17 protein-coding genes are annotated in these 17,352 nt (G+C 50.5%); 11 read left to right on the top strand and 6 right to left on the bottom strand.

What is annotated here, in order from left to right; all coding sequences use genetic code 11:
- Positions 1-24: 24 nt before the first annotated feature.
- Together AC6R1A_RS14060 and AC6R1A_RS14055 are read right to left on the bottom strand one after the other, a co-directional pair.
- Entirely contained in the window at positions 25-825 is an 801-nt protein-coding gene (locus AC6R1A_RS14060) for a mechanosensitive ion channel family protein (RefSeq protein ID WP_420378201.1), read from the bottom strand.
- Positions 826-1,025: 200 nt separating this feature from the next.
- Positions 1,026-1,493 carry a DM13 domain-containing protein gene (locus AC6R1A_RS14055; protein WP_487902224.1) on the bottom strand — a complete coding sequence of 156 codons (468 nt, stop codon included), beginning with the start codon at positions 1,491-1,493 and terminating at the stop codon, positions 1,026-1,028.
- Positions 1,494-1,952: 459 nt separating this feature from the next.
- On the opposite strand from AC6R1A_RS14055, the gene AC6R1A_RS14050 reads away from it, so the two are divergent.
- Complete coding sequence (locus tag AC6R1A_RS14050; protein WP_500632107.1) at positions 1,953-2,630, top strand: SDR family oxidoreductase; 678 nt, start codon at positions 1,953-1,955, stop codon at positions 2,628-2,630.
- A 32-nt stretch (positions 2,631-2,662) separates the two neighbouring features.
- On the opposite strand, the gene AC6R1A_RS14045 is transcribed toward AC6R1A_RS14050, so the two are convergent.
- On the bottom strand, positions 2,663-3,466 hold the full coding sequence (locus tag AC6R1A_RS14045) for an AraC family transcriptional regulator (RefSeq protein ID WP_334552110.1): 804 nt from the start codon (positions 3,464-3,466) through the stop codon (positions 2,663-2,665).
- A 99-nt stretch (positions 3,467-3,565) separates the two neighbouring features.
- On the opposite strand from AC6R1A_RS14045, the gene AC6R1A_RS14040 reads away from it, so the two are divergent.
- Entirely contained in the window at positions 3,566-4,471 is a 906-nt protein-coding gene (locus AC6R1A_RS14040; protein WP_500629142.1) for a DMT family transporter, read from the top strand.
- Positions 4,472-4,653: 182 nt separating this feature from the next.
- The gene (locus AC6R1A_RS14035) at positions 4,654-5,421 is read left to right on the top strand and encodes a DeoR/GlpR family transcriptional regulator (protein ID WP_334552112.1); all 768 of its coding nucleotides are present in this window, start codon (positions 4,654-4,656) and stop codon (positions 5,419-5,421) included.
- Positions 5,422-5,539: 118 nt separating this feature from the next.
- On the opposite strand, the gene AC6R1A_RS14030 is transcribed toward AC6R1A_RS14035, so the two are convergent.
- Positions 5,540-6,688: a YcbX family protein gene (locus AC6R1A_RS14030; RefSeq protein ID WP_500632106.1), complete on the bottom strand. Its 1,149-nt coding sequence runs from the start codon at positions 6,686-6,688 to the stop codon at positions 5,540-5,542.
- Positions 6,689-6,896: 208 nt separating this feature from the next.
- Between AC6R1A_RS14030 and pyrC the strand changes: the two genes are divergently transcribed.
- Positions 6,897-7,925 (top strand): dihydroorotase, encoded by a 1,029-nt coding sequence (pyrC, locus tag AC6R1A_RS14025; RefSeq protein WP_500632883.1) that lies wholly within the window; start codon positions 6,897-6,899, stop codon positions 7,923-7,925.
- Between the two features lie 119 nt (positions 7,926-8,044).
- Positions 8,045-9,208 carry a GGDEF domain-containing protein gene (locus AC6R1A_RS14020; protein WP_500632882.1) on the top strand — a complete coding sequence of 388 codons (1,164 nt, stop codon included), beginning with the start codon at positions 8,045-8,047 and terminating at the stop codon, positions 9,206-9,208.
- Positions 9,209-9,321: 113 nt separating this feature from the next.
- On the opposite strand, the gene AC6R1A_RS14015 is transcribed toward AC6R1A_RS14020, so the two are convergent.
- Together AC6R1A_RS14015 and AC6R1A_RS14010 are read right to left on the bottom strand one after the other, a co-directional pair.
- On the bottom strand, positions 9,322-9,522 hold the full coding sequence (locus AC6R1A_RS14015) for a restriction endonuclease subunit S (RefSeq protein ID WP_500632881.1): 201 nt from the start codon (positions 9,520-9,522) through the stop codon (positions 9,322-9,324).
- A gap of 92 nt (positions 9,523-9,614) precedes the next feature.
- Positions 9,615-11,531 (bottom strand): methyl-accepting chemotaxis protein, encoded by a 1,917-nt coding sequence (locus tag AC6R1A_RS14010; protein WP_500632880.1) that lies wholly within the window; start codon positions 11,529-11,531, stop codon positions 9,615-9,617.
- Between the two features lie 313 nt (positions 11,532-11,844).
- Between AC6R1A_RS14010 and AC6R1A_RS14005 the strand changes: the two genes are divergently transcribed.
- From AC6R1A_RS14005 to AC6R1A_RS13980, 6 genes are all read left to right on the top strand, one after another.
- Entirely contained in the window at positions 11,845-12,801 is a 957-nt protein-coding gene (locus AC6R1A_RS14005; protein WP_500632879.1) for an AAA family ATPase, read from the top strand.
- 2 nt (positions 12,802-12,803) lie between these two features.
- On the top strand, positions 12,804-13,748 hold the full coding sequence (locus AC6R1A_RS14000) for a DUF58 domain-containing protein (RefSeq protein WP_500632878.1): 945 nt from the start codon (positions 12,804-12,806) through the stop codon (positions 13,746-13,748).
- Position 13,749: 1 nt separating this feature from the next.
- Complete coding sequence (locus AC6R1A_RS13995) at positions 13,750-14,235, top strand: DUF4381 domain-containing protein (RefSeq protein WP_500632877.1); 486 nt, start codon at positions 13,750-13,752, stop codon at positions 14,233-14,235.
- Complete coding sequence (locus AC6R1A_RS13990; protein ID WP_500632876.1) at positions 14,216-15,196, top strand: vWA domain-containing protein; 981 nt, start codon at positions 14,216-14,218, stop codon at positions 15,194-15,196. The genes AC6R1A_RS13995 and AC6R1A_RS13990 overlap by 20 nt, the downstream gene beginning before the upstream one ends.
- Complete coding sequence (locus tag AC6R1A_RS13985; RefSeq protein WP_500632875.1) at positions 15,189-17,030, top strand: vWA domain-containing protein; 1,842 nt, start codon at positions 15,189-15,191, stop codon at positions 17,028-17,030. The genes AC6R1A_RS13990 and AC6R1A_RS13985 overlap by 8 nt, the downstream gene beginning before the upstream one ends.
- The coding region (locus AC6R1A_RS13980; RefSeq protein WP_500646192.1) for a BatD family protein at positions 17,030-17,352 on the top strand (323 nt) is incomplete at its 3' end. The genes AC6R1A_RS13985 and AC6R1A_RS13980, both read left to right, overlap by 1 nt.

Raw genomic sequence — 17,352 nt, 5'->3', positions numbered from 1 at the left:
CTCCTTGAGAATTTCTTGATAACGCTACGGCGCTACCTTAGGAAAACGCTGCTCATACAACGCCATAAAATCCATACGAATCCCCTGCTCTAGATGAGACGCTTTGTCTGTAGGGCAAAAGAGAGTGAACTGAACAATTTGCTCACCCGTCGCCGCACTAGTGACCGCGATATGAGGCTCTGAACCGGGCAAATCGACCCCCGCTCGCTTTTCAATAATGGCATTGTATCGTTTGGCGACTTCACTAAAGTAATGAATGCGTTCATTAATTTTATCTTCGACATCTTTAAGCATCGGATAGAGATTGACAAAATCCGGCACGATGATTGAGAAATGGTGGAACACGTACCGCTTCATGAAGTTCAAGTTTTTGACCGGATAGGTAAAAAATAAGCTGTTTGGTAAGGTGATGGTCTTGCCTGTGTAGTTGTACTCACCGTGATAGATATCAATCTCCTGAATCACGGTGGCCATCAAATTGTGTTCGATGACTTCACCAGTACTTTTGCCCACTTCGATCCAATCGCCCATGCGAAACGAACGCGAGCTCGCACGCTGAATGGAGCCAGTGAAACAGAGGATAATCTCTTTTGAGGCAACCACAATGGCCACCGCAATCGCCGTCACTGAGAGGGCGAATTCACTGATTTCCGGTTTCCACAATGTGAACAGCAACACCACAGTGACCGCAAAAGCAGCGTTTTTTGTGCGATACATCCAGCTGCGTTGCTCTTCACTGACAAAAGCCACGTCACCACGAATCTTAGCCAATACCACGCGACGAACCAAAGCAATCAGCAAAATAATCAGCGCTGTAAAAACCATTTTGTGAGTCAACAGGAAGTCAATCACTAGGTGAATTTTGTCCACACCAAACCTCGTTATGTTGCACAGTGCCCATCGCCTAGCACCGCAAATATTATTTGTCCTTAGTGTACTGAATACCTAACCATACAAACAATGGATGAAGAGAATAAATAAGTGACTTTGACCAAGGGGCTCGTGTTTTGAACGTCAAACACGCTTTATTTGTAACGGGCAGAAGTAATAAATTCTTTGAAGGTTTCACACCAGACGATCACCGTGTTGTACTCTTCCACATGGACGCCAGCAGGAATAGTGAGATAAAAACGCTCGAAGGTGTTCACATCCCCAATCAGCACCATTTCTGCCTGAAGGTCCAAAAACGACGCTTCGCTTTCCACATATTGAGGCGAAAGATAGAGTTTATAATCTGGGCCCGGTGCAAGCTGACCTATAAACCCGATAGCATCTGGCGTAATCGACACAGAGCCCTCACCCCAATGAAGAAAATCACTGTCTTGGCGTGCTCTATCAAATGTGGCGCTGTAGAGCGCGGTATGAGACAAGGCTTTAATCTGACTGATATCTGGAGACGGAGGCTGGGTAATAATCGGCAATGCGTAGATACCCAGTCCAATCCCCGCAGCAAACACCAAGAGATGGCTGAGTAACCCCAACAATACTCTCATCTAACACCTCATCTCCTTGTCATCATCCAAATAAGCGTAATGGTATTCGCCAAATTTTTCAGTTATTTAGCAAGGTGTTTAATGAGATTGTGATAAAGATTGCATCCCGCCCTTTAAGTGATTGAGTAGAGATAGGAACTCGATAGCGTGGTGACCTTACACAATTTTGAAGTGAGATCACAGTTTAGGAAGAATAATCGATATCATTATCAACAATTATTTGGCAAACCGAGATCGCTCTTCTAGATTTACAAAGCAAATCTGGCGCGAAGCGTGTACAGACTAACAACGACATTGGCTAATCACATCCCCCCTCACTGAGCTCAAATTAATGCGCAGCGAGGGGGGATTTTTGTTTATGTACCCGAGTTAGTCAATTCCTGTGTATGTTGACCAATTCTTTTCACTGCGCCTCTGTTAGACTTCATCCAAACCGAGCAACACCAACATAAGGAAAGGATGATGAAGATACTGGTAACTGGCGCGAGTGGTGGAATTGGTTACGCGCTGACGCAGCAGCTCTGCGCCCAGCAGCACCAAGTGTTTGCCACCGGAAGAAATGCAGCAGCACTGGCCACCTTACAACAAGAGACCGGATGCCATGTCGCAGCGTTTGATCTTGCCGACGCCAACCAGTGCATAGCGCTATTCAAGCAAGCGACCGACACCTTAGGTGGGCTAGACGTGCTGATCAATAACGCCGGTATGAACAGCCGAAAGTGTGGCCTTGATGAGTTCACCCTAGAAGAGTTTGACCAGCAATACGCGATCAACCTACGTGCTCCCGCTCTTCTTTGCCGAGAAGCGCTACCACTGATGAAAGCGCAGCAATCCGGCTACATCATTAACGTCGCCAGTACCGTGGCCAAACGCTCCAGTGAAACCATGGGGGTATATACGGCGATGAAGCAAGGATTGGCAGGTCTGACGGGCGTATTGATGAAAGAAGCGCAACCACACGGCATTAAAGTCACCAACTTATTCCCAGGTGGTACAGACACTGGATTTCGCGCTGCAAGTCGCCCTAACTATATGCAGCCCGCTAGCGTGGCACAGACCGTCCTCACTTTATTGAACCTACCCGACGATGTCGTCATTCATGAAATGGTCTTTAGACCGCCAGTGGAACTGGAGTAATCCGACCTACTTGGCTCACGCTTGCGGCTATCTTAGCCTTTGTCCGGATGAAGTAGTTTGTTCTTGTATTGCTCTGGCGTTTGGCCAGAGTACTTCTTAAACATGCCAATAAAGGGGCTGGCTTGGTTATATCCGAGCGTCAACGCCACTTCTTTCACGGAGTGACCATTACGCAGCAGTTCCATCGAATGCAGATAACGAACGCGCAATCGCCACTCGGTAAAACTCATCCCCAGCTCGGCTTGGCAGTGACGGGCTAACGTGCGTTCTGTGGTATGGACGCGCTCAGCCCATTGCGACAAGCTCGTGTTATCGATGGGGTTCTCTTCCACCGCCGCTAGAATCGGTGCTAAATATTTATGATCGCTCGAGGGCAAGAAGTGATGCTGAGTATCTCGGGTGGCTAATTGGTCAAGCAGCACCTGAACCAAGCGTTTATCCGCATCAGAATCAGCAACGTTGATGTCTCGCTGACGAAAATCATCAATGATCGCGGAAACAATCGGCGTCACTTTAATCAGGCTGGTTCTATCTGGGAAATTTGTCGTCAGCGATTGCGCCACATTGAGAGAACAGTAGGAAATAGGTTTGCGATTGTAACTGGTGTGACGAACGCCCGCAGGCACCCAAATAGCCAAATGGGGCGGAGCCAAAAAGCGCGTATCTTCGGCTTCCATCTCCAATATTCCACCACTGATCAGTTGAACTTGCCCCCAAGGGTGGCTATGCATACGCGTTTCTGTATTCGAAAGAAACGCCTCGAAATTCATAAATACGTCTGATGGTGCCTTATCAATGGATAAGGAAGGATGAAGGTGTTTTGCCGATTTTCTCAAGATTGTCTTCCTATGACGCGCAATGTCTTTATGGAGATATTTATAATTATATAGACCTGTCACACTCGGTTCCACTGATTACTTTGCGATGGGGCTCACATGAACTACTTACTTCCACTGTTTACCGTATTCATTTGGGGCGGGAATACCATCGTAACCAAACTGGCCGCCAGCCACATTGAACCCGGTGCGATGAGTTTCTATCGCTGGTTTGTTGCCGTGGTACTTCTATCGCCTTTTTGTCTTCCGAGCGTGGTGAAACAGTGGCACCACGTCAAACCACACCTGACGAAACTGGCGTTTCTTGCCATGCTGGGCATGGTGCTCAACCAGTCGCTCGGTTACTACGCAGGCTTAACAACGACCGCCTCGAACATGGCGCTCATCACCTCTTTGGTGCCGCTGCTTAGTGTGTTTCTGAGTGTCCCCTTGCTGGGTAAGTCGATCTCTGCGGTGAGTATTCTCGGTGGCGTACTTTCATTAATCGGCTTGAGCTATATGTTGGGCCAAGGCGATATGACCTATTTCCTCCATCAAGATATGACGCCAGGAGACGGCTTGATGCTGTTAGCCGCACTTTGCTACGCCGCCTACTGCGTGTTGCTTAAACGTTGGAAAATGCCGCTCTCAAACTGGGTCATCATCTATTTACAAGGCGTGTTTGCACTCATGATGCTATTTCCACTGCTCGTCACCAGCGCGTCGCCAATACCCAGTAGCGATGCTCTGCCGCTTATCGCTTACGCTGGCATCGCCGCCTCAGTGCTCGCGCCTTGGATGTGGGTCAAATCGATAGATGCGATCGGCGCAGACTCAAGCGCAATGTTTATGAACTTGTTGCCGATCTTAGCGGTGACATTGGCCTCTGTGTTACTGGGTGAAACTATGCATTTCTATCACCTTGTCGGTGGTTTGATGGTGATCACTGGGGTCATTTTGTCGCAGCTCAAACTGGGGCGTGACAAACCGCTATTGGCATCACCTGTGGCCAAAGAGACGGCCTAGTTGCACACTCCGGATGCGCGAGTCCGAGTTTTTCCGCTGAAAACTTAAACTCGTCACGCGCGTTTTTGTGAACATTTTCTGAAAACGCGCATACTTTCACTTCGAACGACCAAGTTCATTGGCTTTTCTCTTCGACTGTCCGTACACTTCTGTGTTGTACGCCATTTAATAAGGAAGTGAATTTGAAAGCATTAAAACGTCATCAAGAGATCATCGAGCTCGTTCAAACCCAAGGTTTCGTCAGTACCGAAGAGTTAGTTGAGCGTTTTGATGTCAGCCCACAAACAATTCGTCGTGACTTAAACGAGCTGGCCGAGGCGAACAAGATCCGCCGTAACCACGGCGGCGCGACCATTGTCTCAAGCTCAGAAAATTCTTCCTATCAAATCCGTCAAGTGTCTCACCAATCGGAAAAAAGCAAAGTAGCACAAGAACTTGTGACTCACATCCCTGACGGTGCCACCTTATTTATCGACATCGGTACAACGCCTGAAGCCGTCGCACGTGCACTGATGAGCAAGCATCAAAACTTACGTATCGTCACCAACAACATCAATGTCGCCACCCTATTAATGAGCAAACCGGACTTTAAAGTCATCTTGGCAGGCGGCGAAGTACGCGGTAAGGACGGCGGTGTGACGGGTGAAGCGACACTGGATTTCATCTCCCAGTTCCGCCTCGATTTCGGCATCTTGGGCATCAGCGGAATTGACTTCGATGGCTCATTGCTGGATTTCGATTATCATGAAGTGCGCGTCAAACGCGCAATTATGGAAAATAGCCGTTGTGTCTTTCTTGGCGTCGACTCAAGTAAATTTGGCCGCAATGCGATGGTAAAACTGGGTACCTTGGCCGACATTGATTTAGTCATCACCAACGAAGCGCCGCCGGAAGAGATTGCGCTGTTTGCACAGGAAAACGACACACCGGTTATTGTTGTCAGCGGATAGTGAGCCCCCCTCTCACATTAAGGCCCCAATCGCACGGATTATATGCTGCATATCTTCCGCGAAATTGGGGCTTGTTTCATTTCAGAGGTAAGGGTATCTCTTTATTTAACTGATCTATTTAACTGATGACTTCGATGTCCGATTTCGGCACACAGCAGCAAGCTAACGCTAACCCCGGTTCGTGAGCAAAGCCATGAAGTGCCGGCACATCTTCTTGGTCCACTTCGCCAGATTCCACCGTAACGCGGCACGCACCACACAGCCCAGCACGACAACTGTTTGCCATCGGGATACCCGCTTCCTCCGCTTGCTCAAGTAAGGTGCGTTGGTTATCACCACTGAAGATGTTGCCGTTGACACTGATGGTCAGCGATTTTACTGAGTCCGGCACTGGCGCTTCCACAGCAGAGAGACTCAGTTGACCTTTGTCAGCGTAGAATTCTGGCTCTTTGTATTCCAACACTTCTATATCATCACCTTGTCGAATCAAGCCTTCGTTCTTTGCGACCAAGTTTTGACCAAAGAACACGCCACCGCGCTCATTGGCGCGAAATTGCGATAAGGTTTGTAAAGGCTCTTTACTTCGACGAAACGCACCTTTTTCTACGTCCACTGTGGTCAACACACAGCGCTCACAAGGCTTCACCGCTTCGAACTCAACGTCACCGATTCGAATGCGCTTCCAGCGATCTTCCTCAAAAGGCGCAGTGTTGCCCGCCACTAAGTTGGTACGAAACTGATCCATATCGTGGCGTTCAGGGCTACGGCGGTTGAGTTCATCAAGCGACGCCTGACTGATAACAAGCAGCGGATAACCATCAGCGAAGCTGACATTGTGACCCAGCTTTTCACGCACACGATTGGACTGTTCGCCGGTATAAAGCAGCTCGACCCGTTGACCAATGACCGCGCTAAACCAGTCATCGGCCTCATCCGTGGTGGTGTAAGCAGTAAATCGGTCATTCCACACTTGAGCAGACGCCGCTTGCATTTTAAACGCGTCGTAACGTAGGCGAAGTGGCGCATGCCCCTCGGCGGTCATCACCAGCCCATCTGCCGTTAAACTGGAACGAACCGTGACCATCTGCGGGAATTTGCGCGCGGTGACCATTTGACCATCGGCAGTCGCAAGCATAAAGCGACGGTCAAACGTGAGACCTTGTTTTTCCACCCACGAGGTCGAGAGTGCAATACCGCCCACCGATTTGACGGGGTAGACATTGATTTGGGAGAGTTGCGGTTGTTGTGAAGAATCTGGCGCTGACATTGCTAATCCTAAGCGTAATGATTGTCTCAGCAGTATACGCTGCAGCGCGCGGATACTTAAGGCGAAATCGGTCAAAATCCGAGAAAGTAGATGAAATTCCAGTGACTTTGCTCTATCATCCTGTCGCCTAAACGTAAGCGTTTGCCTTCACATTTTTCGCCGCGTTTAGGCTCCAATCCGATAATTCAATCTATGGTGGGAGCAATCAATGACAACACTTACGATCACACGTCCTGACGACTGGCATGTTCACTTACGCGACGGTAACGTACTCAAAGACACCGTGCGTGACATCAGTCGCTACAACGGCCGCGCGCTGATCATGCCAAACACTATCCCACCTGTGACCAACACCGATATGGCGCTGGCTTACCGAGAGCGCATCCTGGCAGAAAAGCCAAGCGAGCAGTTCGAACCATTGATGGCGCTGTATCTGACTGACAACACCACCGCCGAGGATATCCGCCAAGCGAAAGCATCAGGCAAAGTGGTGGCAGCGAAACTCTACCCAGCGGGTGCGACCACTAACTCCGACTCTGGGGTGACCAATGCGAAAAACATCTACCCCGTGCTTGAAGCGATGCAAGAGGTGGGCATGCTGCTGTTAGTCCACGGCGAAGTGACTCATCACGAAGTGGATATTTTTGATCGTGAGAAAGCGTTCCTAGACACTGTACTTGCGCCAATCGTCAATGACTTTCCTAATCTAAAGATTGTTCTTGAGCACATCACCACTGCCGATGCCGCTGAGTTTGTGAATAACGCCAATGACAATGTCGCAGCAACGATTACCGCTCACCACCTTCTCTACAACCGCAACCATATGCTTGTCGGCGGCATTCGCCCACATTTCTACTGCCTGCCGATCCTTAAACGCAACACCCACCAAAAAGCGTTGATTGAAGCGGCTACCAGTGGCAGCAAGAAGTTCTTCTTGGGCACCGATTCGGCGCCACACGCCAAGGGCAAAAAAGAAGCAGCTTGCGGCTGTGCGGGTTCTTACACTGCACACGCAGCGTTAGAGCTCTACGCTGAAGTGTTTGAGAACGAAGGAAAACTGGACAAACTGGAAGCCTTCGCCAGCCACAACGGCCCCGATTTTTACGGCATCCCTCGCAACAGCGACACCGTCACTTTGGTGAAAGAGAGCTGGTCTGTCGAACCAACCATGCCGTTTGGTGACGACATCGTGGTTCCTATTCGTGGCGGCGAAACCATCGCTTGGCGTGTGAAATAAGCCACACCCAGCACGCGATCGAGCCATCGGGCACTTTTATTGACTAAGGCCGCCGAATTCGGTGGTCTTTTTCTATTAAACACAATTATATCAACTACACTTAAACACAAATAAATCAAATGGATCATAAACTTGCCGCGTTTAGATATTCCGACCTTGTCGGTGATTTGTGTTTTTTGTCGTTTACGTACGCGTTTGGGCTTTTGCTGATTCAGCGCCTACAGCCAAACATTAGGGGAATCAATACTATAGCGCTGGCGCTGCTTTTGCTCGGTGTGGGTTTTCTTTTACTGAGTTTTGGTAATCACACCTCTTATTGGATCTCAAAAATCACCGCCAATTCAGCGATTGTGCTCAGCTTTGTTTTGCTGCTCCACGGCGTGTGCTTGTTGCGCAGCTTTCCTCATCGTTTGGCGAACATCGGCTACTATGGCTTGCCGTTGATCATTTTGGGGCTGACCTACTTTACCTATTTCTCCCCCTCGACTAATGTACGGATTTTTTTGGTCGCGAGCTTTATTGCATTAATGTCTTTCCTCACCTTATACGCCAACCTCAAAGGGACGCACAAAGACATCCCTGGCTCAAAACGTTTACTTTCTATTGCCATGATTATTCAAGGTGGATACAGCCTCTTTCGCGTCGCTACTCTGCCGTTCCAACAACAAATTCAGGATTTCATGCAGTCAGGCTTAGTGCACCAACTGGCATTCATCTCTCTCATTTCTATGGTGATTTTTATTTGTTTTTCAATCACTTGGCTCCTAACCGGTCGCTTGGTCGCCACCATCTACGACACATCCCTGAAAGACGACCTCACCCAACTCTATAATCGACGTGCACTGTCTGAATTAGCACCCAAAGAGTCCGCTCGAGCACGCCGTTTTCAAACCGACCTATCTTTCGTGTTGCTGGATATTGATCGGTTTAAAGAGATCAACGATTTCTATGGCCACCAAACAGGCGATCGCGTGTTAAACAGTATCGGTCGTATTCTGCACGTGGAAACGCGCGCCAACGATTTTTGCTTTCGTTACGGCGGTGAAGAGTTCTTGCTCATTTTGCCCGAGACGTCACTTGAAGACGCTGAATTTGTCGCAGAGAAGCTGCGTCAGGTCATTGAGCGCACTCACTTGCTTCCTAAACACGATGAATTCTGCACAGCAAGCTTTGGCGTCAGCAGCCTCACCATGCATGATACTTGGAGTGAAGCGGTATCACGCGCTGACCAAGCGCTGTATGAGGCGAAAAAGGCGGGGAGAAACCAAGTCGTCGCCAGATAGTCGTTGGCGCCGCGCCCACGTTGATCAGCACAACGGCCATCGGGGATAAAAAGCAAAAAGGCTGGCAATGCCAACCTTCTCTTCTGCTTTCTTGACCAAGTAAACCAGCGCAATCAGTGAATCGGTGCGTCCGTCTTGGCGTAGAATTTTCCAAAGTACTCTTCCAAGACCTCTGGGGTCAACTTGCCCTCGGCTTCAAGCTCTTTCAGCTTTTGTGCGATGGCTTTTTGCTCTTCGATTGATGGCAATCCCACCTCTGGCTCATCCCCCATCTCTTGAGACATCAGCTCCAGTTCTTTTTCAACATCACTCATGATTGACATACCCTTACCAAAATAAAACTGGGGCAAGTTTACCTACTTAACCCCAGAGTTTCTAGTTTGACACGCGAAAGCGTTCAATGCTGTTATAGCTTAAAGCTCCCAACCATTTTATCCAACCGAACGGACAACTCTTTCAATTCAGTACTCGCTGCTGCTAACTCTTCCGCCGTGCTAGTGGTCACTTCATTGATGGCGTTGATCTCTTCAATATTCTGATTGATGGTGTGCACCACGGTAGATTGCTCCTCCGTCGCTGTCGCCACTTGAGTGTTGCGATCCGAGATGTCATGGATACGCTCTGAGATACTCAGTAGCACTTTTACCGCTTCGTCCGACGCAGACACCCCTTCACCCGTGACGGATTTACCCGCCTCCATCGCCGTTACCGCGTCTTTGGCATCGCTTTGTAACTGGTTGATCATCTTCTGGATCTCTTCGGTCGAATCGGCTGTTCGACTGGCGAGATTACGGACTTCATCCGCCACAACCGCAAAGCCTCGACCTTGCTCGCCCGCACGTGCCGCTTCAATCGCCGCATTGAGCGCCAACAAATTGGTTTGCTCGGAAATATCGCGAATCACGTCCAAAATGGAGCCAATTTCTTGCGTTGTCGACGCCAACTGTTCCACCACTTGACCGGTACTTTCGATATCAAGTGCGAGACGACTGATGGCATCTTTCGCTTTGCTGACCACTTGTTGCCCCACTTCACTGTTGTCGGACGCTTGGGTTGCGGTTTCCGCAGCAGTGGCAGCGTTGGTGGCAATCTCACTGATGGTGGCGCCCATCTGGTTGATCGCGGTCACGACTTGTATGGTTTGATCACGCTGCACTTGGCTATTATCGTGCGTGGTGTTGGCTTTGTGTGAGACCCCATCCGCCGCTGATTGAAGCGCACTACTGGTCGAGGCTACTTCTTTCATTGATTGATGAATCTTCTCAATAAAGCCGTTAAACCCTTCTGACAATTGACCGATTTCATCGCGGCCTTTGATCTCGATACGTTGAGAAAGATCGCCATCACCTTTGCCCAGATCGCTAAAACGCAGTGCAATCGCACGAATCGGCTTAGCAATGCTGTTGGCCAAAAACAGCCCCATCAAAATAAACAGTGCCGCGACGACAATGGTCGTGATCAGCATTTGATGCGCCACTTTGGTCAAATCCGCGAACACTTCATCTACGGGTACCACGCCCACCACAAACCAATCCATAACCGGAATATAAGTGGAAGAAACAAAGACGTTTTGGCCGTTGTAAGTCGCTTGGACAAGGTTAAAGTCTGACTTATCCAATAACTCAGACGCGTTGCTGCCATAGAGTTGCGCCAATGTCGCTTTTGATTGGCTTTGGTCGCGGTGGATTTGTACTTCACCTTTAGCGTTGGTTAAAAAGACAAAGCCGGTTTGCTCAATCTTGAATCCATTCAGTAGCTTCACCATGTCATCCATTGATTTTGACACCCCTGACATGGAGAACCCGTCGACTTGCTGGAAGTTAGCGAACATCTTCACTTCACCGCTGGCCTCTTGGAACATGCTGACCATAGTCGCATTGCCGGACTGCGTGAAGCCAAAGAACCAACCATCCTGCTGCTTGTTAAGCTCACGTAGGAAGCCATTTTGGTTCCAGTAGTAGGCGGTCTCTCGGTTGGCCACTGACGCATCGTTGAGTTTGTACTGCGTGCGGACGTTATTTAGCGACTTCACCAAAAGACGCTCGCTATCGGCATCGATATTACGAGTGTTGATCGCTTGCTGGGTGAACTCATTGTTGGCGATCTGTTGTGCTGCCATCAACAACTGGGTCACTTCGTTGTCGATTTCTCCTTTGATTTTTTCCAGCATGGTTGGCAACTCAATATCGATCAAGCGATGCTCTAATACTGCTCTCGCTTGACGTTGAGCCATCACGCCGACAATGATGGTAGATGCCAGTACCGCAAAGGTAATCCCTGCGACCACTTTCTGTTTAATACTAATGGAGTTCAAATTTATCATGCTGATCCTAGCCCTGTTGAACAAACAAGCACACCCCGTGACAGACTGCTTTCACAGAGCCTAAGCCATCGAGTGTGCTATTCACTTTACTTATATCGTAAGGTTTAAGCATTACTTTACCTCTTTCATTTAGACTAGCTCACACTTTGGTTGTATTTCCACAATGTCTTGTGCCCATTGGCAAAATTTTGGTCAATTGACTGGGGAAAGAGTTGTATCTCACGGGAAAATACCCATATTCTAATTGTTCTCAATATCAGAGACTTAACCTGCGCTATCGCCTATGGCGAGAACTCATGGAGAGATACGGCTCATGCACACTCACGCTCTATCACAGCTGCAACACTATTTGAACGGTCAAGTGATTGGTCAAAGTGAATTGGTCAAGCAATTGCTTGTTGCACTCTTGGCTGACGGCCACATCCTTGTCGAAGGACCACCGGGGCTTGCTAAAACACGCGCGGTAAAAGCCCTAGCCGATTGCATTGAAGGCAGCTTCCATCGCGTGCAGTTTACACCGGATTTATTGCCGGCGGATTTGACAGGAACCGACATATTTAGACCAGAAACCGGGGAATTTCGCTTCCAACCGGGCCCGATTTTCCATTCGTTGCTGCTCGCTGATGAGATCAACCGTGCCCCCGCCAAAGTGCAAGCCGCAATGCTAGAAGCCATGGCAGAAAAGCAAATTACTGCCGGCAAACAAACCTACCCGCTGCCCGAGCTGTTTTTGGTGATGGCGACACAAAACCCGATAGAGCAAGAAGGTACCTACCCCTTACCTGAAGCTCAGCTTGATCGCTTTTTGCTCCACCTTAACGTCAGCTACCCTGACGCCGACAGTGAGCTCGCGATCCTGCGCTTAAACCGCGGCGAAGCCAAAGGCGAAGTCGGCGCGCAGAAACCGCAACTCTCGCAACACGATATTTTCACCGCCAGACAAGAAGTGCTCAACGTACATATGGCTGAGAGCGTCGAGCAATACATCATTAGATTGGTGATGGCGACCCGCGATCCAGAGCAGTACGACGACAACCTTGCAACGATGCTGGAGATGGGCGTCAGCCCGCGCGCCACCATCGCACTGGATCGATGCGCACGCGCTCACGCTTGGTTGGCCGGGCGAGATTTTGTTACGCCAGAAGACGTCCAAGCAATGGCCTACCCTGTGCTAAGACATCGACTGCTGCTGACCTATCAAGCCCAAGCAGAAGGCATCAGCCGCGATCATGTGATCTCAACCTTGCTCTCTCTGGTCGGTAGCGCATAAACATGGTCACAAAAAATACCGTCCTCCCTACGCCGACACTGCCGCCTCATAGTGATGGTGTGAACCTCACCATGAAGGAGTTGCTTCATCTTAAGCAGCACGCGGTGAAATGGCTGCCACCAGCCAAAAGTTTGTGGTCACAAATGGCAGGGCAACACCAAAGTCGCCAACTTGGCCGCGGGATGGATTTCAGTGAAGTACGCCAATATCAACATGGCGATGACATTCGAAGCATCGACTGGCGCGTCACGGCGCGCACAGGCAAGCCACACACCAAACTGTTTAGTGAAGAACGCGAAAAGCCGGTTATCGTCTATGTCGACTTTAGTCCGAGCATGAGGTTCGGCTCAACGTTGTTACTGAAGTCGGTGCAAGCGGCGCATTTGGCCGCGCTCACCGGGTGGATAGCCACTGAAGGGCAAGATAGAATCGGCGCAGTCATCGATACCGGCTCAACACTGACTGACCTCAAGCCCCTTCCAAGGCAGCGAGGGGCGTTGGCACTCAATCACGCTTTGGTCAATGAACACCAAAAAGCGCTGATGAACCATCACGTCACGCAAAACAGCTCGATGGCGCCCGCGCTGGAAGCACTCAACCGTCTCTGCCCTAAAGGCAGCGATATTATCTTACTGAGCGATTTCGCCCGACTGACGGAACAAGATGAGATCACCCTATCTGGACTCAACACCCACAATCGCGTGCGCATCGTGCAGTTGTGGGATCCTCTTGAGCAAGGCGTCACTGATTTTCGCGGCTGCGAACAGGTGACGGATCGTCAGCATACGCAATGGATTAATTTTGGGAAAAAAACAACGCGAAAAAACATTGAAGCCGCCTTTAAAGCCAAGCAAAATCAGCTTTCTAGGCTCTCGCTTAAACTAGGAATGAGCGTCAGCGCACTCACTAGTGCACAACCACTACAACAACAATTACACGGATTTTAGAATGAGCTCGAACAGTCAATCTTCATTGCTGCCGCTAGACCCTATGATATTACCCTCGCCACCAAGTTGGCTACCGCTTACCTGGGCATGGTGGGCGAGTATCGCCGCCGGTATCATGACGCTACTCGCTATTTGGGGCTTCACCCGCTGGAAGAAAAAACGCCTTGCACCGAAAAAAGCCGCCCTACGCATTTTGAAACAAGGCAGCACACCTTCATCAGCGATTGAGTTGGTTCGCCAATCGGCGTTGTGCTATTTCCCACGCGAAGAGATCGCTCAGCTAACAGGAAAAGAGTGGTATCTATTTTTGGATGAGCAATTGAGCACCCCGCTCTTTGCCGACAATTACGATAAATGGCAACATGCACTCTACAGCAAGCAACACAATGATGAGTCTCAGGCGTTGATCGAACACTGCGCCCATTGGATAGAGCACGCGCTGCCACCGAAGAAACGGAGGAAATCTCGTGGCCCTGTTCGAGGCTGATTGGCAACTGCTGTGGTGGTGGGTGCTGTTTGCACTGCCGCTGCCCTTGTTGGTTTACCGCTTCGCTCCTGCCAGCGCGCAGCGAACGCCGCTCTATCTGCCCATTTTACCTCAGGGCGCAGCCCAGGCTACGCCGAATTTGCGCGTCACACGTCTGCTGCTCTCACTCACTTGGCTACTCCTGTTACTCGCGGCGGCGAGACCGGTGTGGTTTGGCGATCCCGTCACAACACAGCCGAAACACCGTGACTTAATGTTAGTGCTCGATCTCTCTTATTCGATGAGCCAGCAAGACATGCTTCAAGGGGACGACTACATTGATCGGCTGAGCGCAGTCAAACAGGTGGTCAATGATTTTGTCGCCAAACGGGAAGGCGATAGGATCGGCGTGGTGCTGTTTGCTGATCACGCCTATCTGCAAACGCCACTGACCCTAGACAGACGTACCGTCGCCAAACAAGTGGATCAATTGGTTTTGCGCTTAATCGGTGAAAAAACCGCCATCGGTGAAGGAATTGGCCTTGCGACCAAAACCTTTATCGACAGTGATGCGCCGCAGCGCGTGATGATCCTCCTCAGTGATGGTTCGAACACCTCGGGCGTTCTTAATCCTCTTGAAGCCGCAGACATTGCCAAGCAATATGGCGCGACCATCTATACGGTCGGTGTGGGCGCCGGTGAAATGGTCGTCAAAGAGTTCTTTATGAGCCGTAAAGTCAATACCGCCCATGATCTCGATGAACGGACCTTGATGGCAATCGCTGAGACAACCGGCGGGCAGTACTTTCGGGCCAGAAACGCCGATGAGCTCGCCACCATCTACGACACCATTAATGCGCTTGAGCCTGTCTCGTTGGCAACGCAAGTCTGGCGCCCTCAAACTGAATGGTTTTATGTCCCGCTCACGCTCGCCCTTCTCACCCTACTCGGCCTGATTATCGTGCGGAGGCATCATGTCTGACTTTACGCTACTCTACCCGATGTGGTTGTGGGCACTGCTGCCCACCTATGCATTGCTGTACTGGCTCAGCAAACGTCAAAAGAGCCATACGCTCATTGCGCCGCACATTGCTGCCGCGCTTGGTATGAGCTCATCACAGCCCACTCATCGACTATTGTCACTGCTAGGCGCAATGCTGACGCTTGCCATCGTTGCGCTATCAGGGCCAAGTTTTAGCCAAGCGGAGCGACCGGTGTTTTCCAGCACCGAAGCGCGAGTGATAGTGATGGACATGTCGATGTCCATGTACGCCAATGACATCAAACCCAATCGTTTGAACCAAGCCAGATACAAGGTGTCGGATTTATTGGCCGAATGGCAAGAGGGTGACACCGCGCTGATTGCTTACGCCGGGGACGCGTACGTGGTAAGCCCGCTCACCTCAGACAGCCAAACCATATTTAACCTGCTGCCCAATCTTTCACCTGACATCATGCCCTACCCGGGCGCTCGGGCAGACAAAGGCATCGAACTGGCTATTGAGTTGATGAAAAATGCGGGCTTAGATCGCGGCCATATCTTGCTTGTCAGCGATGATCTGGATGATGACGAGCAAGCACTCAGCGCCGAACTGATCGATTCTGGTGCTTGGTCGCTGTCGGTCCTCGCCATCGGCACTGAAAGCGGCGCGCCAATCCCTTTGCAAGATGGCCAATTGCTGACGCATAACGGCCAAACGGTGGTCGCGAAAAGCAATTTTGATAATATGCGCCGCTTGGCGTCCACCAGCGGAGGTATTTTTGTGCCCGTTCAGGTGACAAACGACGACATCAACCTCATTCACCGCGTGATGAATCAAACCGACCAAGCCACTCGCGCCGTCAGTCATCAATCGGTCAGCAATCAGGTCAACCAAGGCTATTGGCTGCTGCCACTCATCGTGCTGCTCTCGCTTCTACTGTTTCGCCGTGGCGTCTTGCTGTCGGCGCTGCTAGTGCCGCTGCTCTGGCTCTCGCCCAGTCAGGAGGTTGCCGCTAACCCGTTTAAACCTCAAGATCTCCAAGCGTATGGAGACTATCTCTCGGGTAACTACTCAGCCGCCGCCGAGAAGTTTAACGATCCGCAATGGCAAGGCTTGGCACACTATCAAGCGGGCGATTTTGACGCCGCCATTGAAAACCTAAGCGGCGCAAAAACGGCCAACCAGCACTACAACCTCGCCAATGCACTCGCACAAAGCGGTCAATATTCCGCCGCCATTGAGCACTATGAGCAAGCGTTGGCGCTTAACCCAGAGCTCTCATCGGCAAGCCACAACAAAGCGATTGTGGAACAAGCGCTACAACAGCAGCAACAGCAACAGCAACAGCAACAGCAGGGTGAATCAGGTGAGCAATCTGAGCAAGCCGCGTCTCAGCCTAATTCCCAATCTGGTAAAAACTCTCAAGGCAACGCTAGCGCGCAGCCCGAGCAACAAGACGAAGCACCGCGCCCAAACAATGAACCTCAGCAAAGCCAAGAGAGCAATCCTTCGCAGCCGTCTACGTCCGAGGCACCTTCTACTTCTGAGAACTCTTCTAGTTCAGAGCAATCTTCAACTACAGAGCAATCCACGACTTCTGAACAAGACTCGATGTCAGAGCAAGAGAGAGGTTCGCAGGAGGCAAACGACCACACTGAGCCGCCTAACACATCGGCAACACTCGGCGACACCAAGACCAACGAGATCGATCCCGCGCTGCGTAAACTTGAGCAAGTCGAAGCCGCACGCGATCCTAGCCGCCTATTGCGCGCGCAACTGCTGTTGCAAGCGCAGCAAAAGTCTCCCCCAGCATCAACAGGAAAAACATGGTAATGACAGCGTTTCGATCCCTTTCTATCTTTTTTTTCCTTTGGTCTAGCGCCATCAGCGCCGCCACGCTTCAAGTCACCGTGAGTAAAAATCGGGTCGTGAAAAATGAGGTATTCCAACTGCGTGTGGTACTGGATCAAAAAGCCGAATCGGATGACATTGATTTTAGTCTGCTTAGCGATGACTTTTATCTAGGGCGACCAAGCTTTGGCTCCTCGCTCAACATCATCAATGGCAACCGTTCAACACGCAGCGAATGGAATCTCTCACTGGCTGCCAGTCGCATTGGCACCGCAGTGATCCCCGCTTATGAGGTCGGCGGTGC

Source organism: Vibrio sp. R10-SG3-ISO3 (assembly GCF_059834225.1).
This window is presented reverse-complemented; position numbering and strand designations above follow the sequence as displayed.